Annotated in this window: 16 protein-coding genes and 2 pseudogenes; 10 read left to right on the forward strand and 8 right to left on the reverse strand. The window is 69.9% G+C overall.

Annotation, left to right across the window (positions count from 1 at the left end; all coding sequences use genetic code 11):
• Positions 1-89: 89 nt before the first annotated feature.
• Positions 90-327, forward strand: a pseudogene (locus tag ACMATS_RS00210) (sensor histidine kinase); the annotation flags it as partial.
• Positions 328-431: 104 nt separating this feature from the next.
• Here ACMATS_RS00210 and ACMATS_RS00215 read toward each other — a convergent pair.
• From ACMATS_RS00215 to ACMATS_RS00225, 3 genes are read right to left on the reverse strand one after another with little or no spacing between them, the layout of a single operon-like run.
• Positions 432-3,230, reverse strand: coding sequence for an AAA family ATPase (locus tag ACMATS_RS00215; protein ID WP_414166373.1), 2,799 nt, complete (start codon positions 3,228-3,230; stop codon positions 432-434).
• Positions 3,227-4,366 carry a hypothetical protein gene (locus ACMATS_RS00220; protein ID WP_414166374.1) on the reverse strand — a complete coding sequence of 380 codons (1,140 nt, stop codon included), beginning with the start codon at positions 4,364-4,366 and terminating at the stop codon, positions 3,227-3,229. The genes ACMATS_RS00215 and ACMATS_RS00220 overlap by 4 nt, the downstream gene beginning before the upstream one ends.
• 45 nt (positions 4,367-4,411) lie before the next feature.
• A complete protein-coding gene (locus tag ACMATS_RS00225; protein ID WP_414166375.1) occupies positions 4,412-5,224 on the reverse strand; it encodes a hypothetical protein in 813 nt (270 codons plus the stop codon).
• 134 nt (positions 5,225-5,358) lie between these two features.
• Between ACMATS_RS00225 and ACMATS_RS00230 the strand changes: the two genes are divergently transcribed.
• From ACMATS_RS00230 to ACMATS_RS00255, 6 genes are all read left to right on the forward strand, one after another.
• A complete protein-coding gene (locus tag ACMATS_RS00230; protein ID WP_414166376.1) occupies positions 5,359-6,612 on the forward strand; it encodes a metallophosphoesterase family protein in 1,254 nt (417 codons plus the stop codon).
• Positions 6,609-9,809 carry an AAA family ATPase gene (locus ACMATS_RS00235; protein ID WP_414166377.1) on the forward strand — a complete coding sequence of 1,067 codons (3,201 nt, stop codon included), beginning with the start codon at positions 6,609-6,611 and terminating at the stop codon, positions 9,807-9,809. Before ACMATS_RS00230 ends, ACMATS_RS00235 begins: the two co-directional genes overlap by 4 nt.
• A 432-nt stretch (positions 9,810-10,241) precedes the next feature.
• Positions 10,242-11,750 (forward strand): Mu transposase C-terminal domain-containing protein, encoded by a 1,509-nt coding sequence (locus ACMATS_RS00240; RefSeq protein ID WP_414170621.1) that lies wholly within the window; start codon positions 10,242-10,244, stop codon positions 11,748-11,750.
• Positions 11,747-12,520, forward strand: a complete 774-nt coding sequence (locus ACMATS_RS00245) for an AAA family ATPase (protein ID WP_414166378.1) — start codon at positions 11,747-11,749, stop codon at positions 12,518-12,520. The genes ACMATS_RS00240 and ACMATS_RS00245 overlap by 4 nt, the downstream gene beginning before the upstream one ends.
• A gap of 122 nt (positions 12,521-12,642) precedes the next feature.
• Positions 12,643-13,668, forward strand: coding sequence for a hypothetical protein (locus ACMATS_RS00250; RefSeq protein ID WP_414166379.1), 1,026 nt, complete (start codon positions 12,643-12,645; stop codon positions 13,666-13,668).
• A gap of 331 nt (positions 13,669-13,999) precedes the next feature.
• Complete coding sequence (locus ACMATS_RS00255) at positions 14,000-14,887, forward strand: DUF2399 domain-containing protein (protein WP_414166380.1); 888 nt, start codon at positions 14,000-14,002, stop codon at positions 14,885-14,887.
• Positions 14,888-15,074: 187 nt separating this feature from the next.
• Here the strand turns inward: ACMATS_RS00255 and ACMATS_RS00260 are convergent, their stop codons facing one another.
• Complete coding sequence (locus tag ACMATS_RS00260) at positions 15,075-16,064, reverse strand: DEAD/DEAH box helicase family protein (RefSeq protein WP_414166381.1); 990 nt, start codon at positions 16,062-16,064, stop codon at positions 15,075-15,077.
• Positions 16,065-16,162: 98 nt separating this feature from the next.
• A complete protein-coding gene (locus ACMATS_RS00265; protein ID WP_414166382.1) occupies positions 16,163-17,419 on the reverse strand; it encodes a multidrug effflux MFS transporter in 1,257 nt (418 codons plus the stop codon).
• Positions 17,420-17,536: 117 nt separating this feature from the next.
• On the opposite strand from ACMATS_RS00265, the gene ACMATS_RS00270 reads away from it, so the two are divergent.
• Positions 17,537-17,980: a MarR family winged helix-turn-helix transcriptional regulator gene (locus tag ACMATS_RS00270; RefSeq protein WP_414166383.1), complete on the forward strand. Its 444-nt coding sequence runs from the start codon at positions 17,537-17,539 to the stop codon at positions 17,978-17,980.
• A gap of 82 nt (positions 17,981-18,062) precedes the next feature.
• On the opposite strand, the gene ACMATS_RS00275 is transcribed toward ACMATS_RS00270, so the two are convergent.
• Positions 18,063-19,007 carry an amidohydrolase family protein gene (locus ACMATS_RS00275; RefSeq protein WP_414166384.1) on the reverse strand — a complete coding sequence of 315 codons (945 nt, stop codon included), beginning with the start codon at positions 19,005-19,007 and terminating at the stop codon, positions 18,063-18,065.
• 4 nt (positions 19,008-19,011) lie between these two features.
• The gene (locus ACMATS_RS00280; protein ID WP_414166385.1) at positions 19,012-20,235 is read right to left on the reverse strand and encodes an amidohydrolase family protein; all 1,224 of its coding nucleotides are present in this window, start codon (positions 20,233-20,235) and stop codon (positions 19,012-19,014) included.
• Between the two features lie 83 nt (positions 20,236-20,318).
• On the opposite strand from ACMATS_RS00280, the gene ACMATS_RS00285 reads away from it, so the two are divergent.
• Both ACMATS_RS00285 and ACMATS_RS00290 read left to right on the forward strand, forming a co-directional pair.
• Positions 20,319-21,245, forward strand: a complete 927-nt coding sequence (locus ACMATS_RS00285) for a LysR family transcriptional regulator (RefSeq protein WP_414166386.1) — start codon at positions 20,319-20,321, stop codon at positions 21,243-21,245.
• A gap of 111 nt (positions 21,246-21,356) precedes the next feature.
• Positions 21,357-21,484, forward strand: a pseudogene (locus ACMATS_RS00290) (IS5/IS1182 family transposase); the annotation flags it as partial.
• Positions 21,485-21,537: 53 nt separating this feature from the next.
• On the opposite strand, the gene ACMATS_RS00295 reads toward ACMATS_RS00290, so the two are convergent.
• Positions 21,538-22,512 carry an aldo/keto reductase gene (locus ACMATS_RS00295; protein ID WP_414170622.1) on the reverse strand — a complete coding sequence of 325 codons (975 nt, stop codon included), beginning with the start codon at positions 22,510-22,512 and terminating at the stop codon, positions 21,538-21,540.

Consider the following 22,512-nt stretch of genomic DNA (forward strand, 5'->3'; position numbering starts at 1 on the left):
CAAGCACCGTAGGTCAAGAATGAACTATGATTGCGGAAGGTGGTCAGTCAGCCTGATGAGCAGTCAAATTGCTGGTGAGGTAGGCAGGGGGGTGGGGCAGGTTCGTGCGCTCCCGCGGTCAGCTGCTGCTCAGCCTCCGCAACCGCGCCGCCCATGCAGATACCGACGGCATCTCTGCACACCGAGAAGGCCCAGCGGCTGGCCCGCGAGGAAATCGTCTGTGAGGCACACGACGTGCTCGCGCACCGGCTGACCCTGTTCAGCCAGCACGCGGGCGGCCTGGAGTTCCGGCCCGACGCCCCCGAAGGGGGCTGCAGGGCATGTGGGAGGAGGAACCGACGTGATCCGTGACTTCTCGCAGCAGTCCCTCGGTGGCGCGCCCGAGGCGAACGACTCGGGCGTGCGGGGGCGGGTAGGGGCCCTTTGTGTTTCTAGGTCCGGATGGTGTGCTGGGCGAGGTGGGCAAGGACCGCGTGATGGGCCTCCCAGCCGTCGGGCATCTTCGAGGTGACTCCGAGGTGGACGGGGTCGTTGGATGGGTGGGCGTCCAGGAGTGGGGCGATACCGGCGCGGGTGATGACGATGCAGGCGTGACGGTGGCGGGATGCGAGCACGCATAGGCGGCCGGCTTCCAGGTGGAAGGCAGAGGCGTCCCAGCGGCCGGAGAGCGGGTGTACGACGATGGTGACGCTGAATTCGCGGCCTTGGAGCCGGTTGGCAGTGTCGACGGTGACGCCGTGCAGCCGCGGCCAGTGGCGCGCCAGCAGCGCGTTGATGTGGTGGGCCTGGCTGCGGTGGGCGACGCCGATGGCCAAGTCGCGGGGGCGCAGGACACGGCCTTGGGGGCAGTTGTCGCAGGACGCCGTGGTCTGTCGGTCGAGCAGCCCGGCGGCTGTCTCCAGGGCGGTGTGGAAGGCTTCGGCGTCGATGCGGTGGGTGATGCGGGCGGGCAGTTCCAGCAAGGCCCATCCGGTCCGGGCGGCAGTCTCGAGTGCCGCGTCGACGGGAGTGCGCATGCCGTGGGCGGTGAAGGTGAGGGTCCGCTCCGTCTGGTGACTTGCGGCTTCGAGGCGGGTGAAGGGGTAGAAGGCGTCGCGGATCAGGGGGACGGCTGTGGGCGGCAGGCGCCAGGATGTGGTCAGGGTGTGTACGGGCAGGTCGCGGTTTTGGGCGAGGAGGACGGTGACCGCACTGTTCATGGGGTCGTGGGGCAGCCCGGCCCAGCGGTGGGTCCTGATCGTGGAAAACGGGTCGAGTTGTCCGGGGTCGCCCACGAAGAGGGCTTGGTCGAAGAGGTGCGCGGTGCGCAAGAGTGTGTCGGAGCGCATCTGGTAGGCCTCGTCGATGATGGCCCATGGCCACCGGCGATTGCGGACGGTCGCCCATTTCATGGCGGTGCCCACGACGACGTGGGCCGTCTTCAGGTCCTCGATGCGGTGGCCGACGCGTACGCCGGGTAGTGCGGGCACGTCGGGTGGGACTGTGTGGTTCGCTGCGGTGAGCCGGGCCGTTGGCAGGTGGGGGTGGGCCAGGCGTCGTACGAGGTCGTCGGCTTGGCTGTTGGTCTGGGTGATGATGACGCAGGGGGCGCCGCATTGCGCGAGGGCCTGCGCGGCGTGGATGACCAGCGTGGTCTTACCGGCGCCAGGGGGTGCGTCCACCACCAGGCCAGGGCAGGTGAGCGTGGGCAACTGCTCCACGATGGCGCGTTCCGCTTGGCCTGCCTGGCGGTTCGGCGGCGGATGCAAGTGGGTCGCCACTTTTGCTTGTTGCCGCTCGGGTGGCGGGCCCGGAGGGCCTGCGTGTGTCCATGGGATTTGGTCGGGCGGCGGGAATTGTGGCATCCGGTAGTGGTGGTCGGGGGCGAGGGTGCACACCAGGAAGGCGCCGTTGTCGGGGAGGACGGCGTGGCGGGGGCGGGCCGGGGTGCCCATGCCGGCGGTGACCTCGAGGTCGACGAGGGTATCGCTGTCGCGGGGGGTGATCGCCCGGATCGTGTAGCGGGCGTCGCGGTGGGCGTGGCAGGCCAGGGTCCGGCCGGGTTCCAGGCGCAGCGGGTCGGTGGTGGAGACGGTGAAGCGGGGACGCCACTGCGCTCGCTTACTGCTTCCGTACACGAGGTGGTCGGCGTCGACGGTGGTGACGGTGCCGCCGAAGGCCTCGCCGGTGGTGCGCAGTTCTGCTCGGGTGAAGGGGTCGTCGAGGGCGCGCTCGGCGTCGAAGGCCGCGGCTGCGTGTTCCCTGTGGGCCAGGCCGATGGCGGCGGCGACGGCGTTGTCGCGGGCGGGTTGGGGGCGTCCGTCCTGGGCGAGGTAGGCGGTCATGTCGGTGAACTGGGTGCGTTCGCGTTTCCAGCGGCGCTGGGTGCCGTCGGCCTCGGGCAGCGCCTGCAGGAGTGTGTAGGCCTGCCACATCCGCTCCCAGGTCGGTTGCAGGTAGTGGGTCAGGAGGGTGCGGAGGTCGTCCAGGCAGCGGGCCCGCTCGCGCGGACGGGCGCGGTAGGCGTGGAAGAGGGGGGCCAGGTAGTCGGTGTCGAAGGCCGGATCGGTGGCCGGGCCGGCGGGGCGGTGGGTGGCGGGGTCTTCTGCTGCGCGTGCGGCCTGGTGGCCGCTGGCGGCGTGGCGGGGTGGGTCGATCCACGCCAGCAAGGTGGCCAGGTCCTCGTCTTCCAGGGGGCTTTGGCCGGTGACCCAGTGCATGGTGAGGAGGCCGGTCAGGGGGATGAGGGCGGATGTGCCGGGGAGTTCGGCGCGGTCGGCAAAGAAGGTCAGCCACTGGCCCAGGTGCCGGATCGAGCGGGAGTCGGAGGAGCCGCCGTCGAGGGGACGCAGCCTCAGGTCGCGTCCGAGGGTGTTCAGGTATGCCACGGCATGGGGGTTGGGCACCAGGAGTTGAGGGGCGTCGAGGAAGCGCTGCTGTGCCGGCCTGGTGGAGGTGGCGGGCAGGTGTTCGCTGCGCCGCTGGTGTTCTTCGATGTAGGCGGTGACCCTCGAGGCGAGGGCGGTGAGCATGGGGAGGGTGCTTCCCGTCGGTGGCGCGAGGAGGAGTTCGGGGCGGCCTGGGTCGGTGCCGAGCATGACGGCCAGGGGTCGGGCCGCTGTGCCCGATTGCTTCAGGGGCAGCAGCATCAGGGGCCGGTCGCTCAGGTGCAGATGGCGGAGCCGGCTGGTGGGCAGGGCGTCGCCGGTGGCGGCGGCGCGCATCCGCAACAGGGCAGCGAGCAGGCTCATGTCGTACCTGCCAGGAAGTCGGCATGGACACGTTGCGCGTGGCGGAGCGCGTGGGTGATGTCGGCCCGGTCCCGTGAGGGGTGCTGGTGGCCGTCGGCGAGGGCCAGTGCCATGGCAATGTCTTCGATGCCTGCGACGTCGTCGCGGACCGTGGTGCCCAGAGCTTCGGTCCGGCCCTGGTTGCGTGCTTCGTCGCGGCAGTAGTAGGCCAGATCGCAGTGGCGCAGGCAGCCGGGGATGTAGTGCGCACGTGCGGCAGACAGCGCTGTGGCGAGTTCCTCGCGGGGCCGAGTCGGATTCGCCTCGGAGTCCGGGGCCAGGTCGAAGGTGGTTCCGGGAGGCAGCTGGTCGAGCAGGTCGGGGAGGCGGCGGAGTCGTCCGAGATGCCGGCTGAGAGATTTGATCTGCTGGACTGCGTCGATGAGCGTCGCGGTGGGGCGGTGGGAAAAGTTGCGGGGGTTGACCAGGACCACGCCGTTGGAGACGCGCTCGGGCGGGAGGCCGTCGTCGGCCAAGAGCTCGCGCAGGGCCAGGACGTAGGCCGCGGCCTGGGTCAGCGCCGCGGCGACTTTGGTGGGGTCGGCTTGGCCGTCGATGACCGGGAAGGATTTGACCTCCACGATGTGAAAGGTCCCGTGGTTTTGGAAGGCGACGATGTCGGGTTCCAGGTAGGCCGGGTGGCCGGCGACGGTCAGTCGCAGCACGGGATGGTTGAGCAGAGTGCGGGCGGGCGCTCTGTCATGGGCCGCACTGAGGATGAGGCTGCGGGTGCGGGCATGGCGCAGCGGCAGCGAGGACGGCTCACGGCCGCCCACGGCGTTCAGGTCTTCGTAGGACACCTCGGGCAGGGTGAGGTTGAGGGTCTTGCGGAGTAACTGTACGAGTTCGGCGCCGGCTTGGGCGGTGACCCGGCGCTCGAAGGCAGCGCCGTGGTCAAGGGCGATGGTGGACGGGCGCAGCGGCCGCGGCAGGTTCAGGTGCGCGGCAAGGGCGTCCTTGTCGACGCCTGCCGCGTCCATCAGGGCGCGCCGGTCGCATCCGGGGTTGGTCGTCAGCGCGGCCAGGGTTCGGGCGGTGTGCGGGGCAGCGGGGCTGGATCCTCTCAGGGCGTCCAGTCGCGCGGCGAGCGAGTTCACGGTTCTTCCTTGGCTCACGGTGCGGTGGTCGGCCGCAGAGTGCGGTCATGACGTGCGGCGCAGGCGGGTGACGTTGCGCAGGGTGTTGCCGAAGAGCCGCTCCACGTCGGCGAGTTGCTGTGCGCGACGGGCGGCCTCGGTGCGGGCGTCGGCGTCGTCGTCGGCATGGATGGCCAGTTCGGCTGCGGCGGAGTGGCGGAGCGCGTCCAGGTCGAGCGGCCCCTGGGTGGGGCAGCCGGGAATGTTGCGGTTGTAGTGCAGCAGGAGTCGGCGGATGGGCTCCCGTTGCAGGGCGTCGTCGGTGCGGGCCGCGGCGGCTTCTGCCAATCGCAGGGCCGAGGTGAGGAAGTGGACGCGGTGGGTGAGCGGCCCCACTACGCGTTGCTCCAGCGGCCAGGTGCTGAGGGCGAGGAGAGCGCGGGCTGGGGCGAGCAGGTCGGCTGTCAGGGCCGAGCAGATGTAGTAGGCGCGCGCGTTGGGCGAGGAGCGGAAGGAGCGTTCCTCGTCCCGGCGCACGGCGGCCAGCCGCGCGGTGTTCAGCGGGCCGGAGAAGAAGGCTTCGTGGACCTGGTTGAGCAACTTGGGCGCGGCGGGAACGGTGAGGAGTGTCAGCACCTGGTGGACCTGTTCCCGGGCGGGCAGCCCAGCCCCGTCCGGCTCATCCGCGGGCCGTGGCTGTGGCGGGGTCGCCTCGGGCGCGTCATCGGAGCCGAACAGGGCGTTGTAAGCGTTTTGAGTGCGCTTCAGTTCCCCGCTGAGTGCACGGACCCGGGCGCTGTCGTGGTTCAAGTGCGCCTGCCGCATGTCTCGTTGCAGCTGCTGCATGCGTGCTTCGAGAGCGTCCAGGTGCCCATGCATGGGCGCATGCTAGCAGCGACTCAGGGTTGCGCATGTTCGCACAATTTTCCGCATGTTCTGTGATGTACAGTCCCGGCCTCGAGGGCAGCCGACTGCCCACTCCCCCCCACGCTGTGCACCGAGAAAGGCGCCGTATGAGCAGGCTGCTGCATACCTCCGACTGGCATCTGGGCCGGACTTTGTACCGGCATTCCCGGGACGAGGACTTCGACGCCGTGCTGGCCGAGATCGTGGCGATCGCCCGGGAGAGCAGGCCGGACCTGATCGTGCACAGCGGTGACCTGTTCGACTCCTCCCGCCCTTCCTGGCGGGAGTTGATGCGCGCCATGCGTGCGCTGGACCAGCTTGCGGCGGTGGCCCCCACCGTGGTCTTGGCCGGCAACCACGACTCTCCCGGCTACTTCGAGGTGCTCGGCTATCTCAGCGGCCCCTCGCGCGGCCGGGGTCTGTTCTTCATCGACCGGCTCCGTCCGCCGCACGACGGCGGCGTTCTCACCTTCGACGCCTGCGGCGGTGAGCAGCGCATCCGGCTGGCCGTCATGCCGTTCGTGCATCCCAACCGGTTCTGGGAGCGCTCCTCGGTGTTCGGCACGACATACACCGACTACGCCGCGGCGATGCGCGGACTGCAGGCGCAGCTGGTGGCCGGCCTGCACGAGGGGCACGATCCCGATCGGGATGTGCTGGTGTTCGCGGCCCACGTGTTCGTCGCCGGCGCCCGGCCCTCCAGCAGCGAGCGCAACGCGGGCCTTGAGGCGCACTACGCGATCCCCGCGGAAGACATCCCGGCGGTCGCCTACGCCGCTCTCGGACACATCCACGCCCCTCAGCCCGTGGCCGGTGTGCCGGCTTCCGCCGCCCGCTACGCCGGCAGCCCGCTCCAACTCGACTTCGGCGAAGCCGGCGAGGCCAAGAGCGTCGTGATCGTCGACGCCGACCCCGGGCGTCCGGTCCGGGTCATGCCGCGCCCGCTGACCAGTGGCCGCCCGCTGACCCTCTTCACCGGCACCCTCGACGAACTGCAGGCCATGGCAGGCCAGTTGGCAGGGACATTCCTCAAGGCGGTGATCACCGGCGAGGCGGCCGATGCGCAGCTCGGACGCAAGGTCGCCGAGATCGCGCCCGCCGCGATCCTGATCAGCGCGACCCCGGCCCGGGAAGCTTCCCCCGACACGGTGCTGGACACCGATCCCGGCGACGAGCCGGACCTGCCGGACGCCTTCCGTGCCTACCTGGCCGGACAAGGGCTGACCGGCAGCAGCGCGGAGGACACCGTCAACGCCTTCGCCCGTCTGCTTGGCGAACTCGACGAGGAGAATCCGGCACCGGCCCCCGCGGAGGAACTGCTCCGCGCCGCGGTGGCCAAGACCTGGACGGAGGCACCATGAGGCCCGAGCGTCTGACGCTCACCGACGTGCGCAGCTATTGCGGCACCCACACGATCGACTTCACCGACAAGCGCCTGATCGGGATCCTCGGGCACACCGGCGCCGGCAAGACCACCGTGCTGGAGGCGATCCTGTTCGCCCTGTACGGGAGGTCCTCCTGGGCGTCGGACGGCTACGAGTTGATCAGCCACGGCTGCGCGTGCATGAGTGTGGAGTTGGAGTTCTCGGCGAGCGGGCAACGGTGGCGTGTCTCCCGCGCCCTGACCTCGGACCGCAAGCACCCCAAGGCCGTGTTGGAGCCGCTGCCCGACGGGAGTGCGGACAAGCGGGTCGACAATATGGTCGAGGTGACCAAGGCGATCACCGGGATCGTCGGACTGGGCTTCGACGGCTTCGTCCGCACGGTGCTGCTGCGCCAAGGAGAGTTCGATGCTCTGTTGAAGGCCACCAAGACCGAGCGCGCTGGCATCCTGCGCAGCGTTTTCGGCATCGATGAACTGGAGCGGGTACGCAAGTACACGCTGACGCGGGTTGAGCGCATCAACACCGTTCTTGCTCAGGCCACCCGGGCCCGGGCGCGTCTGCTGGATGATCCCCGCGCCAGTGCCGCCCAGTGCGAACGGGAGGTGGAGCGCACCCGTGGCATGGCCCGCCAGCGACGTGAGCGGCTTCAGCTCCTGCGCGAGGCCCAGACCCGGGCGGCGCGCCAGTACCGCACGGGGGACTTGGACAAGGCGGCACGATCACTGCGTCAGCGCGCCGTGGGCGACGCGGCTCTGACGATCACCACGACTGCCGCCAAGCAGAAGGAGCTCGACACCGAGGCCGCGCGGCTGCAGGAGAGCGCCCAGGGCCTGACGGCCCGGCTGGAGGCAGCGCAGGCAGCGCTGGATGAGGCCGCTGAGGCCGGCGAGACGGTCTTGTCCCTGTCCGGCGCCTTGGCGGTGCTGTCGCTCCTGCCCGCCCGCGTCCATGATCTGAACACCAGGGCCGAACGGCTGGAACAGGAGCAGCGCGCGCACCTCGAGCAGGAGAAGGAGGATGCGCAGGCCCGTCAGGAACTGCACGAGCGCGAACAGCAGCAAGCGGCCCTCGAAGAGGCGGCTGCCAGAGCCGAGCAGGCCACCACCGAGGTGCACGGGAACAGCGAGCACATCCAGGACGCTGTGCGCCAAGCGCTGCAGGAGGCCTCCGCCGTGGCCGCGCACCGGCACGCTGAACCTGTACTGCTGGAGACAGTGCACGACCTGCGCTCGCGCAGGGCCGCCTTGGACAAGAGGCTCGACCGACTGCGCGGCGCCCACGAGGCGGCGGCCGACCAGTTCGCGACACTGCAGCACGACGATGCCGCCCACACCGCGGGGGCCCATCTCGCTTCCGGCGAGGCCTGCCCGGTGTGCAGCCAGCCGCTCCCGCAGGACTTCACTCCCCCACCCCCCTTGGATGCCAAGGCACTAGAGCGGGCCAAGCTCGCGGTCCGCACGCGTACAACCGCCCTCAGCAAGGGGGTGACCGCCCTGGCCGAGGCCGCATCTGCGTTGAGTGCCGCTGAGAAGGCACTCACGGAGCACCGACGCGAGCACCAGCCCGCCAGCGAGCGCATGGAAGCATCCCTGCGGCAGGCCCACGAACTCATCGAAGCGCTGCGGTCCAACTCCGCGGCTGCCCCGTCCGCTGCCTTGGAAGCGATGGGCCAGGAGACCCTCGCGCGCGCACATGCCGTCAGCGAGCAGGATCCCGTCAGCCGCGCCCAGCTCACCCGCATCATCCGGGAGCTGGTGAAACCGCTGCGCACCGTCGTAGAAGCCGACGCCCTCGCGACCTTCACCCGGGCGAAGGAGGAGGCAGCAGCAGTACGGGCCGAAAACGATGCGGCCCGAGCCGATCTCAAGCGCCGCCGCAGCCGTTTGCAGCGTGAGCGCAAACGCCTGGACAAGGCCATGGCGCAACACGAGAGCGACCTGCAGACCCTGGTGCAGCAGATCGCCGGACTCCCGCCCTCAGTGCGCCCCGCCCAGCCCTCACCCCAGGAACTCCCGGGCGCCTCGGAAATCGCCCGCTCGCAGAAGAAAACCACGCAGCGCCTCGCCCAGCTCCAGAAGATCTCCGACGCCCACGAGCAGACCCGCAATGCTCTGGCGGTCAACCGCGAGGAACACCGGGCCCTGGAGGAACGCCGCCAGCACACAATCCACACACCTGCCCGCAAGCTCACCCGTCAGCTGGAGCGGTGGGCGGACGCGGCCGCCGACGCCGCCGACATCCTCGGCGAGGACCTCCCCGCCGAGCTGCCCCCTGTGCCGGACGGAACCGACCTGGCCGCCGCCGACGCCTACGCCTGCGCGTTGACGTCGCTGAGCCGCCAGCTGTCCGAGGACCTGAAACAGGCCAGACGGCAGGCCACCGAGGTATCCCGGGCGTTCAAGGAAGAGCTCCTGCGCCAAGCCGGCGCCGACGCCACCGACACCGACCCGGATCCCGGCTTCTCCCTGCGGGCAGACGACGATCTACTCGCGCCCGCCGTCCTCGATCCGCTCAGCCGCAAGACCAGCGACGCGGAGGCCGCCCACGACAAGGCCGCGGCCGACCTGCGCACCGCCCGGTCCCAGATCCCCTATGCCGACGCGCTGGACCGTGCCCTGACGGAGGCCGAAAAGCAGATCACTGTCTGGAAGACAGTCAGCGACCAGCTCACTGACCGCAAGTTCCTGACCTACCTCACCAACCGGCGCACCCGCGCACTCCTCGTCCACGGCAGCAGCATCCTGAAAGAACTCTCGGGCGGGACCTACGCGTTCGCCGAGAACTTCCAGGTCCTGGATCTTCCCACGAACCTCGCACGCGGCCCGGAAACCCTCTCCGGCGGGGAAACCTTCCAGGCTTCCCTCGCCCTGGCCCTCGCGCTCGTCGAGCTCCACAGCAGCGGGCACAAACGGCTGGAGAGCCTGTTCCTGGACGAGGGCTTCGCATCGCTGGACTCCGAGCGCCTGGACGACACCTTGTCAGTCCTGCGCAGCAGCGTCGCCCGGGACCAACTCGTCGCCGTCATCAGCCACCTGTATCCGGTGGCCGAGGCGGTCGACGAGGTCCTGCAGGTCACCAAGACCGTCCAGGGATCCACCAGCGCCTGGCTTACCGAGGAGCAGCAAGTCGCCTTCATCCGCGACGGGGTCCGTCAACTGGTGGAACACGCCTGAGCGGAGAATCCTGCGCCCGGCCGGGCCGAAACCTGGCGCCAGGCCCGGTCCGGAAAGACCCGCCCTCTTCCGTCTAAGGCGCTACCGAATAGCCGGGCCGTTGTGGAGCTACCTACACCAAGTGCAGTCCCTGGTGCGCGCGTCCGGCGCAGGCCGGCGAGAAGGGGACCGAGCCCGGGAGCGGCTTCAGGCTCCGCCTCGCGGGCTCCCCTCGTACGACAGTGCCCCAACGGCGCTAGGCGAGGGATCGCCCGTGCCACCCGCTCTCGGGGACACCGAGGCTTGTGGGACACACGGCGCTTCTGACTACTTCCAAAATTCGTCCACAGGTAAGGAGCAGGTTGTATGAGCGACCCCTCTGCCGACACAAACGGCGCCGGCAAACCGGCCTTCACTGCCCACTCGGGACGGTCGGCCGCAGTGCCGCGATTGATGACGCTGGACCAGCACGGCGAGCTGACCAGCGCGCACGTACGGCTGGTCGCCCAGGCTCTGGGCCGGTCGGAACGAGCGGTGTGGCGGTGGATCGCCGAAGCGCGCGCCACCGGAGAGGTCGACGCGGCGCCCCGGGTGCGGTTCACCGTCACACCGGAGATCCGCCGCCTGCTGGTGCTGTGGGGAGGCAACGCCTCCGCCGTGCACCGCGAGCTGCGTCAGCGGGCCCTGGCCGATCCCCAGTTGCCTGCGGTTCCGTCGCTGGCGACTATCCACCGGGCGCTGCGGCGGGACCTGACTCCTGGGGACCGGGCCGGTCTTGCCCATGGGGAGGCCGCCCGGCGGGCATTCGACGTGTTCGGGAAGCGCCCGGCAGAGCACCGCAACGCCGCCTGGGAAGGCGACCACAAGTGTGTACCCGTGCGGGTGTGGGTCGAGGATGACCTGGTACAGCCCTGGGTGACGTGGTTTATCGACTGCGCCACCAAGATCATCATGGGCGTGGCCGTGACACCCCACGCACCCAGCGCAGATGCGGTCCTAGCGGCTCTGCGGATGGCCTTGGACCGCGCCGAGCCTTTCGGACCGGCCGGTGGGCTGCCTGGTCTGGTTCGTGTGGACCGCGGCAAGGAGTTCTTGTGCACCGCCGTGGCCTCGGCTTTGGGTGCCTTCGCGGTACCCGTTGTCGACCTCCCCGCCTACAGCCCGCATCTGAAGGGCACCATTGAGGCGCTCAACGGCGCCGCCGAGGAGATGCTGTTCGTCTCCATGCCGCGCTACGTCCACCGACAGAGGCTCACCGGCGGGCGCACCGCGGATCCAGACGAGCCCGCACTCACCTTCGAGGCGTTCGTGGAACTGCTGATGAAGTGGGTGCACTGGTGGAACACCGAGCACCAGCCCAAAGCCCTGGGTGGCCGCACCCCGATGGAGGCCTGGCGGTCGGACCCCACTCCCCTGCACGACGTCCCTACCGAACGGCTGGCCTCCTTCGGGCTTGAGGACGATGGGCGTACCCGAACCATCACCACGCAGGGAGTGCGGTGGCGCAACCGCCACTACATCGCTCCCTGGATGGTCGGCCAGGCCGGTGTTCGTGTCGCGGTACGCCACCTGCCTCACCACGACACGACCATCGAGGTCTTCGATCTTGATGGCGTGTACCTGGGCACTGCGGTCCTGGCCGAGGCGGCCAGCGAGGAGCAGATCCGCGAGGTTCGCAAAGCCCGCACGGCCAAGGCACGGCGGCTTCGCGCGGACATGAAGGCTGCCGCACGGCTGCGCCGCGAGCGCTTCAAAGCCGTCACCACACCATCCCCGCCCCAGCGCCTGGGAGCGCTGACCGAGGCGGAAGCCGAGGCAGAGCTCTCCGAATCAGCCGCCACAGACCTGCGGCGGGCCAATCCTGGCTACATCCCGCACCAGCCCATCCCGGACGGGTGGGCGTGCCCGATCCCCCCAGGCGCGGACCCGTCAGAAGCCAACATCTCTGAGGAGAACATGTGAGCGACGACATGGACTACGGCAAGCTCCCCCCGGAGGGCGACGACCACTTCCACCACCTAGACGCGCACCTGGTAGCCACCGACACGCTCATGACGACGCTGGACAACATCCAGGCGACGATCGAGGCCAAGGCCATGACGGTCGCCTACGGAGCGGCCGGTTACGGCAAGACGATGTCGGTGAACTCGGCGCTGCGCAAGGTCGCCCCTGACATCACCTACCGCCTGGAGCTGCGCTCGGGCCCGACGCCCCGCGACATCCGCCACGGCCTCTTCCGCGCTCTGGGGCTGCCCGGGGAACCGCCGACCCGACCGATCGAGTTCGACACCCTCTTGAAGGAGACACTGTCGCAGACGTTCCGGGTTCTGGTGTGCGACGAGGCCCAGTGGATGGGCCGCAGTTCGTTCGAGTACTGGCGCCACCTGTGGGACGACCGCAACACTGACATCGCAGTGATCTTCGCCGGCGGCGACAACTGCTACAGGATCCTCAAGCGCGAGCCGATGCTGGCGTCGCGGATCTTCATCTGGCAGAAGTTCAAGCGCATGCCCGAGGACGAGGTCGTCACCACGCTGCCAGCGTTCCACTCCCTGTGGGCGGGGGTCGACCAGAAGACGATCCGCGGCATCGACCGTGCCGCCGCCCACGGCAACTTCCGCAACTGGGCCACCATCACCAAGCACATGCTCTACGGAATGAAGAAGATGGGGCTGACCGAGATCAACGACGACCTTGTCAGGTGGGTCTACAGCAAGCTGGGCGGCATGTAGCAACGGCCCTAGCCCGCGGCGGCTCGGAGAGCTCGGACCGCCGCGAACAATCATGCGTGACTGACCGCCTGGCGCTTCCGCGTCCGGGGGCCGCCGGCGCGTAGCAGAGACATGACGGGGTGGTGGCAGTGGCGTACGGCGAGGTGACGATCGTGGTGGACGAGCAGGACGACCTGTTCTACACACGGGCGGCGCTGCAGGCACACCGCCCCGCGAAAGGCTGTATCACTGTGCATCCGACACCCGCGAGCGGCAGCCCGGCCGCGCTGGCGCACGACGTGCTGTACGCGCTGGGCAAGCGGCTGGCCCCCGGGCCCGGCTCCGCTGACGTGTGGCTGGACTCGGTGAACGCGGCGTGGCTGGCCGCGGCTGCCTGGGCTGTCGCGAACGGGGTCCGGCACGTTGTGGTCCCCCGCGCCCATCTACTGACCACCCGGCGGATCGACCAACTTCTCGCCTGGCGCAAGTTGACGGAAGCACAGCTGACACTGCTGTGGCACAAGGCCCCGCACCGGCTGCCGCCGCCCCTGGCCCAGGTACGGTGTGTCCGCGACCCGAGCCAGTTCGCGTCGGTAGTCACCGAGCCCGGCCCCACCCCCGTGCACCCCTGCTTCCCCTCAGCACCGACCGGCGCAACCGGGCCGACGCCCACTATGCCAGGGCTGCCTCCTGTCCGACCGGGGTATGCGCAGTCCGTGTCGAGGGTGCCGCGACCGGGTCACGTGTGTGCCGGAGCCGCTGCAACAGCCCAGCTGGCCCCGGCCACCCCTGCGAACGCGGTCGCGCCGGAGGTCACTGCCGCACTCGCAGTCCTCGCTCACCCACTCATCGCAGGGGCGCTGAGCGTGGCGGCGTTCACCGGTGGCAGCCTGGGCAGCCTGCGATGGACGCGAGACCTCGACATCACCGGTGACATCTGCGCCATCAAGACGCACGAGCCCGGCCACCGAAGATGCCGCCTGTCCGCGATCCCAGCGTGGGCACGCCCTCAGCTGGCCGGCGCCCGCGCCTTCCACCGGCTGACGCCCCAAGCTCCCGAGAACGTCTTCGGCCCGTTACTGCTCGCAGAGGCACGACATCTACGCGCGCACGCCGAGCGCCTTCCCCAAGACGCAATGTCCTCGCCCGGCAGCTTCCTGGCCCCTTGAGCTGGCACGCTTTGCTCACGACGGGCTGTCAGCTTGCGTGTTCGACTGGGATCGCCGCTTTGCGGGCGTGGCTGGACGATGCAGGCAGGCAGCGTCGCGGGACCTCCGCCATAGCGGTGGACGCACAAGGCTATGCCCGGGTGCCCGTACGGGCACTGTGTCAAGTCCTGCGGCTGGAGCCGACGGACCTGGTGGCGCTGGTGGAGCAGGCCGTCGGCCAGCCGGTCGTCGACCGCGCACGGCAGCGTGAAGACGACGCGGCGCTGCTGCCAGGACTTGTGGCAAGTACGCCGCGGCGCGGCTGCCGGAGCGTCCAGGGCCGGTGGCGCGGATGCGCGCCGCCGGAACCAACGACAACAGTGCGGGGGTGCGGCATCTGATCGACGCCCTCACAGCAGCGGCAGGAAAACTGCCGGCCGACCCGCCGATGCCGCTGCCCAAGCTCGCCCACGACACCGCCGGCGACCCGCACTTCTTCGACCTCGACACCCTCGCCGACGCCCGGCTCGTAGCACTGGCCGCCGAACTGACGGGGCGGGAGGAACCCAGCCGGCCGGACCGGGTCCGCGCCCTGCTCGAGGACGTCGGGGTGGTCGCCGACCGGCTCACCGCCACCGTCCTGCTCCACCACGTCGCCGTGGTCGGCGACGGACCCGTCGACCGACGCCTGCGTGAGGCGGTCACGCCCGTCTCACTGCACCTGATCGACCTGACCCGCACTCCCCCCCGCCTGGACCCCACTCAGGCCCTGACCGTAGTGGAGAACCCCTCCGTCCTCGAAGCCGCCCTCGCGCGCGGCAGCGAGATGGCACTGGCCTGCACCAGCGGACAGCTGCGCGCCGTCAACCAAGCCCTGCTGCAACTCGCCGTCGACCAGGGCCTCGCACTGAGGTATGCCGGAGACCTGGACGGGCCAGGGCTGAGCATCGCACACACCGTCGCGCGCCTGTACGGTGCCGATCTCGTCGCGATGGACACGGCCACGCTCCACGACGCCGCGGCCACCCCATCGGCGGTGCCGCTGGGCCCGCTGCCCGCCGAGGGCATCGGCCCGCAGCTCGCCCGAGAACTGTGCGCCGGAGGGCGTGTGGTGTTCCAGGAACACAACGCGGTCCTGGACCGGCTGCTCCCGACCAGCAACCTACATGGCACGTCGATTCCGTTGGCCCACCCGCCGATTGGGCTCCCGACCTCACTCCCCGGGGCCGGCACCATTTGAGGTCTTCGGCCTCGAAACGCATACACGGACCAGACCGCGGACGAGCTTGCGGCTATACCGGTCTGCACAACATTGACCTGGGATTCCGTCACCAGTGTCTTAAAGAATCGGCAGAGAGTGTCAGCGCTTCATGCCTGCTCAGACCGGACATGCCACTGACATCCGGATGACGATCAGACACTGGCAGTCAGACGCAGACCATCAGGAAGTAGACGATCACGTGGCGGAGGTCGTGCTCGGTCATTGCTTTGAGGACGGCCAGGTGCAGGGCGGTCGTCCGGCGCGCGGTCGGGGCGAAACCGGTGTGCGCACGGTCGGGATCGGTCAGGACCGTGCGCAGGTCGGTGCCGGTGATGGTGGGGACCAGGAGCTGGTAGTCGGCAAGGACGCCGTCCTCGATCGCCTGGGCATGGGTGTAGGTGTGCAGGCGAGGGCCGAACACCTTTGGGTCGTCCATGGAGGCGATCTGGGACGGGGACTCCCACGCGGGGGCGGTCGAGGCGGTGCGCTTGGGCTGAGGGCGCTGGTCCGGGGGTTCGGCCAGGCGGGGGGCTTCCCACTCGTAAGGAGTCGCCGTCAGATACAGGCGCCGGTCAGCCGGGACACGCTGGTTGTCATGGATCATCGTCCATTCCTTGTCCCAGGAGCCCGCGGTGCGATGCGCCTCATCCACGATCATGAGATCGAAGACCGGGGCGGTGAAGACCGAGTGCTGGATCTCCTCAATCCGCGGGAGAGAGTCCAAAGTGACGAACACGATCGCCCGCTCGTTCCTCCTGGCGCGCTGGGCCAGCCAATACGCCAGGTACTCCCCCGACCTCGTAGACACCGCACCCGCACCCGCCAGGACGGGGTGCTTGCCGGCGTTCAGTGACGACACCGCCATCAACGCCTCGGTACGGCCATCCACACGCGCGGCCTGGGCCCACTGGGCGATCAGATCCCTCGACGGCACTACCACCAGCAGAAACCGGATATCCAGCGCCTCAGCCGTCCGCAACGCGATCAGCGTCTTACCCGTCCCACACGCCGACACCATATGACCCCGAGTTCCAGGCTTTCGCAGATACCGGACCCCGCTCTCCACCGCTTGCTGCTGATCGGAGCGCAGCGTCCGGCGGGCGGGGATGCTGGAGGCTGTCGTCGCAGCCTCCCCGGGCTCAGGGCTGGAAGACATCGCGCACAACCTCAACTCAGGGCAGGGGGCAGCCAGGCAAGGTCCATCCTCCCGCGCTGGAAGAGGCCCCGGGATGGTGTGATGGAACGAGGTGGAGGTCAGTTGTCGGTGAGCGTTTCGCCGTGGCGGAGCCAGGGGCGGGCGAGGGTGATCAGGGCGAGGGCGGCGAGGGCGACGGCGATGAGCATGATGAGGGCCATGGGGGTGGAGCTGGTTTCGCCGAAGAGGCCGACGAGGGGGGAGGCGAGGGCGCCGAAGAGGAATTGGAGTCCGCCGAGGAGGGCGGAGGCGGCTCCGGGGGCGGTGCGGCCGAGGGCCTGGCCGAGGGTGGTGGCGGCGGGGAAGATCAGTCCGACGCCGAGGAGGGTGACGAAGAGGCTGGCCCAGGTGCCGGCGAGGGTTTCGCCGGCTGTGCCGAGGATGGCCAGCTGGCCGGTCACCCCGAGGCCGCATATGGCGACGCCCGTGGTCAGCATGGTGTTGAGGCTGATCTTCCGGGAGAGCCTGCTGAAGGCGAAGCCCGCGATCAGCATGCCGACGGCGTTGGTGGCGAAGATCAGGGAGTAGGCCGTGGACGAGACACCGTGCAGGTGCTCGAAGACGAAGCTGGACCCGCTGATGTAGGCGAACAGCGCGGCCGAGGTGAGGCCGAGGACGAGGACGTACCCCATGAACGCGCGCCGACGGCACAGGCCGCCCATGGTGCGGAATGTGTTCGCCAGCCCCTGTGATTGCCGGTTCTGCGGGGGCAGGGTCTCGGGGACCTTGGCCAGCACTGCCACGGTGAGCAGGGCGCCGGCCAGGGCGAGGGCGACGAAGATGCCGCGCCAGGTGGTCACGCTGAGGATGGCGCCGCCGAGGACGGGGGCGGCCACCGGGGCGATGCCCAGGACCTGGGCGAGCAGGGCGAAGTAGCGGGGGACCTCGGGGCCGTCGAAGCGGTCGGTGAGGACGGCGCGGGCGAGGACCATGCCGGTGGCGGCCGCGACGCCCTGGAGCAGGCGCAGGATCAGGAGCGTCTGGACGTTCGGTGCGAGGGCGCAGGCCAGGGACAGGGCGGCGAAGGCGGCGGTGCCGCCGATGAGGAGTCTGCGCCGGCCCATGGCGTCGCTGAGGGGGCCGATGACCAGCTGGCCGGCGACCAGGCCGGCGAGGAAGGTGGTCATGGTCAGCTGGATCGCCGTGCTGTTTGCGTGCAGGGCGGCTCCCATGGCGGGGAAGCCGGGTACGTACATGTCGGTGGCCAGCGGTGCCACGGCGCTGAGGGCGCCGAGGACGGCGATCAGGGCGGCGCTGCGGCCTGCGGGGGCGGTCGTGCGGGGGGTGCTGTGTGTGGTTCGGGTCGGGGATACCATGAGAGAAACCGTAACCAATACATAACCGGTTAAGCAATTGGAGGTCCGGTGCACGCGCACTCGGGCAGGGTCCGCGGCCAGTGGGCGGCGAACAACCCTGGGCTGGACACGTCCTCGATGGAGATCGTCACGCTCATCAAGCGGTGCGCGTCGTTGCTGGACCGCGCGGTGGAACCGCTCGTCGAGGGCGCCCCGCTGACGTTGCAGGAGCTGGATTTCCTGGTGCCGCTGCGTTATGAGGAGGAGTCGGTGATCGCGCGCCGGCTCGCCGAGGACCTGGGGCTGACCCAGGCGGCGGTGAGCAAGGCGCTGGCGAAGCTGGAGCGGCGGGGGCTGATCGAGCGTGCGCCCAATCCGGCCGACCGGCGTGCGTCGCTGGTGACGATCACCGAGGAGGGAAAGCGCCTGATGGACTCGCTCTTCCCCCGGCGCCTGACGGTGGAGGCCGAGATGTTCCATGCGCTGGGCGGCGCCCGCGCCGAGGTGATCGAGGCACTGGAGCGTCTCGCCGAGGTGATGGGCGATCACGTCGAGAAGACGGCCGGCGACCGCCGGCGCTGAAAGGCCGCCCGCGCGCTCAGCACGCGGTGCGGGGCTGCCCGCCGGCTGTACGGGCAGCCGGCGGGCAGCGATGTTCGGATGTTCAGCTGAAGAGTGCCTCGGTGTTGGTGCGCAGGGCCTTGGCCATGCCGTCCTCACCGAGGGCGGTGGTGGCCGCTTCGAGGCGTTTGGCCCAGGCGAGGACTTCCGGCAGTGGGGTGAAGGGCCAGTCGCTGCCGTAGTGGAGACGGGCCGGGTCGGCGACGTTCAGCAGGGCCGGCAGCATCTCGGGCAGGGGCATGCCCGCCAGGTCGAAGTGGAGCGTGCGCAGGGCGTTGCGCATCGGCTGCCGGTGTTCCTTGCCGGCCGTGCGCGCGCCGATGACGTCGACGCGCGAGGCGACGGCGGGCAGGACGGCACCGGCGTGCGGGACGATCACGCGGAGGCCGGGGTGACGCTCCAGTACACCGGAGAGCACCATGTCGGTCACCGTCCGGGTGGTGTCGAAGAGAAACTCCAGCATGGGCCGCGGATACGGCAGGGCCGGGGCATGCCCGGTACAGGGGGCGGCGGGGCTGGTGGGGTGCAGGAACAACACGGCGTTACGGCGGCCGAGTTCGGTATAGACCGGCTCCAACTGCTCGTTGCCCAGGTAGAGGCCGTCGAAGTTGGTCTCGAAGACCACGCCGTCGGCGCCGAGCTCGTCGAAGGCGTACGCGATCTCCGCCAGGGCTCCGTCGATGTCGGGCAGCGGCGTCGAGGCGAAGAACCCGAACCGGCCCGGGTGGGCGCGCGCGAGCCGCGCGGCCTCCTGGTTGACCCGCCGGGCCAGAACACGGGCCGCGGCCGCGTCGCCGAAGTGGACTCCGGGGGAGGAGATCGACAGATACGCCTTGGCGATCCCGGCCTCGTCGAGCATCCGGAGGGCGGAGGTCTCGTCCCAGCCGGGGATGCCCCAGATGCCGTCGGGGCGGGAGTGCCCGTTGTCGATCAGAGCCTGGCGGTAGAAGTCGGGCAGGAAGTGGTGATGGACGTCGATCTTTGTCACGTGGTCACGCTCCCTCGCCGTCGAAGACGACTCGGCCGCTTCGGATCACCTGGTGGACACGGCCGATGGCGGTGATGTCCTGGGCCGGGTTGCCGGAGACGATCAGCAGGTCGGCGATCTTGCCCGGCTCGACGGTGCCCAGGCGGTCGGCGATGCCGAGCAGCTCGGCATTGGTCCTCGTCGCCATGGACAGGGCCGCGGGGGCCGGGATGCCTTGGTCGTGGACCATCATCACCAGCTCGTCGCGCAGCTTCCAGCCGTGCAGCCCCGGGGAGTGCGCGTCCGAGCCGACCCCGAGCCGTACGCCCGCCTCGTAGGCGCGGTGGACCAGATGGTTGCCGTAGCGCAGGGTGCGGGCGTCCCCGTCGGCTCTCGCCTCGAACTGGTGGGCCACCATGGTGGGTACGAGGTAGGTGCCGCGGTCGGCCATGAGGGCGAACAGCGCCTCGGCGGCCTCGTCCTGCGGTTCCTCCGCGCGCAGCACCAGGTGCTCGATGTCGTCGACACCGCGCTCGACCGCCGTCCTGGCGTCCTCGACGGTCTCGGTGTGGGCAGCGACCCGCAGCCCGCGGGCGTGGGCGGCATCGGCGATGGCCTCGGTGAGGTGCCAGGGCATCTTCAGTTCAGGGCGGGCCGGCCCGAAGATCGCGTTGTTCGAAATAATGATCTTGACGAGGTCGACGCCCGCGGCGGCGAGCTCATCGACCATGCGCTCCGCTTCTCCGGCAGTCTTCGGCATGCGGGCACCTTCCCGCACGGCTGCCGGCTCGCTGCCCCAGACGGTGGCGCTGGGGTGCCCGCCCTCGACCTGGAAGCTCGGCCCGCTGGTCACGACCCGGGCCCCGGCCAGGGTGCCGTTCTCGATGCCGTCCCGCACGGCGATGCTGTCGTGGAGGAAGTCGCCCAGGCTGCGCTGGGTGGTGACCCCGTACCGCAAGGCCCCTTCCCGAGCGGCGGCGTAGTCGTCGGTGGCGGCCCGGCCGCCGAACGGCGGCGTGCTCCGAAAGCCCAGCCCTCCCAAGTGCACATGGGCGTCGATCAGCCCCGGAAGGACCGCCTTGCCCTCCAGGTCGACCACCCTCGCGTGGGGAGGGACCGGTGCTCCGGTCCCGGCGGCGGCGATCCGTCCGCCGGAGACGACGACGGTCGCGCCGTCGATCACGGGTCCGCCGGTGCCGTCGATCAGCAGAGCGTTGGTGAGCGCGAGGCTCGGTTCGGGCTGGTTCATGCCATCGAGTCTTCTGCCGCACCAGGCATAAAGGAAATCAATGATCCATATGAATGTATCAGCCTGGCTGATAGCCTTGGGGTGTGGCCCGTCCTGATCTCAACCTGCTCGTCGCCCTGCAGGCCCTGCTCGAGGAGCGGCACGTCAGCCGCGCGGCCGAGCGGATCGGGGTCAGCCAGCCGGCGGCCAGCGCGATGCTCGCACGCCTGCGCCGGCACTTCGGCGATGACCTGCTCGTACGCGAGGGCAACCGCTACCGCCTCACCCCCCTCGGACAACAACTGCAGGAACAGACCGGCAGCGTCCTGCAGCTCTCCGACCGGCTCTTCGCCACCAAATCCCACTTCGACCACGCCACCACCGAGCGGGAGTTCACCCTCCACGTTTCCGACTACGCCATGACCGTCCTCGGCCCCCGGCTCCTGACCGCCTTCCAGGAGCGGGCACCGCATGCCCGGCTGCGGTTCCGCCAGTTCGGCACTCCCGAAGCCATGCACGACGAAGCCGGCGCCTCCGCGGCGGACGGGCTGATCGCGCCCCGGGACAGCGGCGTGAGCGGGCTGCCGAACCTGGCGCTCTTCGCCGACGAATGGGTCGTCATCGCCGACCGGCACCACCCCCTCACCCGCGCCGCACCCGGTGCGGACGACATCGGCGGATTGCGGTGGGTGCTGGGGCAGTTCGAGCCGCGCGACTCCCGCTTCATGCTGCACCGCCTCGCCGAAAGCGGCCTCCAGCTGAAGCCCGAAGCGGTCACCGACAGCTTCCTGGCCTTGCCCCTGTACGTGGCCGGCACCGACCGCGTCGCCGTCATCCAGCGGCGCCTGACCAGGGCCATCCCCCTACCACCGTCCCTGCGCGTGCTTTCCTGTCCCTTCGACGCCGGGCCGATCAACGAGGCCCTGTGGTGGCACCCTGTCCACACCCACGACACCGGCCACCGCTGGTTCCGCACCCTCGTTCACGACACCGCCCGCCAACTCGAAGCGGAAGAGCCCCTCGTCGGCTAAGGCGTCTCCGGCGAATCGCGTGACCGAGTCGTGCCGGGGTCGTTCCGGCTGGCGTGGGGCGAGGAGATGTGTCGGATCGGGAGTGGGCCCGGCTTGAGCCGCACTTGCCGAAGAGCACGCCCGGACCACGTTCGCGGCGACGAAGCGTACAGTTCCCGCCGCAATCGCTGTTACGGCGACGGCAGATCCGGCACACGATCCCCGAACGCCGGGACCAGCGGGCCAACTGCCAACGCCGTTGAAGCCGCGGCGACTGACCCACCGGACGCGCCGTAGGCGGGTCGGGGTCGTGTCAGCCCTTGGGCATGAAGGGGGCCGCGTAGCGGTCGCCGAAGGCGCCGTTCGGCAGGATCTCCTTGATCCGGGCGAGGCCGTGGCCGGTGAGCGTGACGCCGGTGGCGCCGATGTTCTCCGCCAGGCGCTCGGGGCTGCGCGTGCCGGGGATGGGGACGATGTCGTCGCCCTGCGCGAGCAGCCAGGCAAGGGCGAGCTGGGCGGTGGTGATGCCCTCGGAAGCGGCGAGCTCGGTGAGGGCGGCGACGGCTTGGGCGTTGGCCTCGAAGTTCTCGCCCTGCCAGCGCGGGTCGAGGCGGCGCCAGTCGTCCGCGGTGTACTGGTCGGCCGGCTTCATCGCTCCGGTGAGGAACCCGCGACCCAGCGGGGCATACGGCACGAACCCGATCCCGAGCTCGCGCACGACCGGCAGGACGGTGTCCTCGACGTGCCGCTCGAAGACGGAGTACTCGGTCTGCAGGACCGAGACCGGCTGCACGGCGTGGGCGCGGCGGATGGTCTCGGGGCCGGCCTCGGACAGACCGAAGTAGCGGACCTTGCCCGCCTCGATCAGTTCCTTCACCGTCCCGGCGACCTCCTCGATCGGCACGTCCGGGTCGACGCGGTGCTGGTAGAGGACGTCGATGTGGTCGGTGCCGAGGTAGCGCAGGCTGTTGTCGGCGACCTTGCGGATGTTGTCGGGCCGGCTGTTGAGAGCGCCGGGGTTGGCGAGGTCGTAGCCGAACTTGGTGGCCAGCACCACCTCGTCGCGGAAGCCCTTGACGGCCTCACCGAGCAGCCGCTCGTTCGATCCGGTGCCGCCACCGTAGACCTCGGCGGTGTCGAACAGGGTCACCCCCAGGTCGAACGCGCGGTGGATGGTGGTGATGTTCTCCTCGCGGTTGCTGGGGCCGTAGAACATCGTCATCCCCATCGTGCCCAGCCCCAGGGCGGAAGTGGTCAGGCCCTGGCGGCCGAGGACACGCTTGTGCAT

Source organism: Streptoverticillium reticulum (assembly GCF_047456005.1).
GTDB lineage: Bacteria > Actinomycetota > Actinomycetes > Streptomycetales > Streptomycetaceae > Streptomyces > Streptomyces reticulum.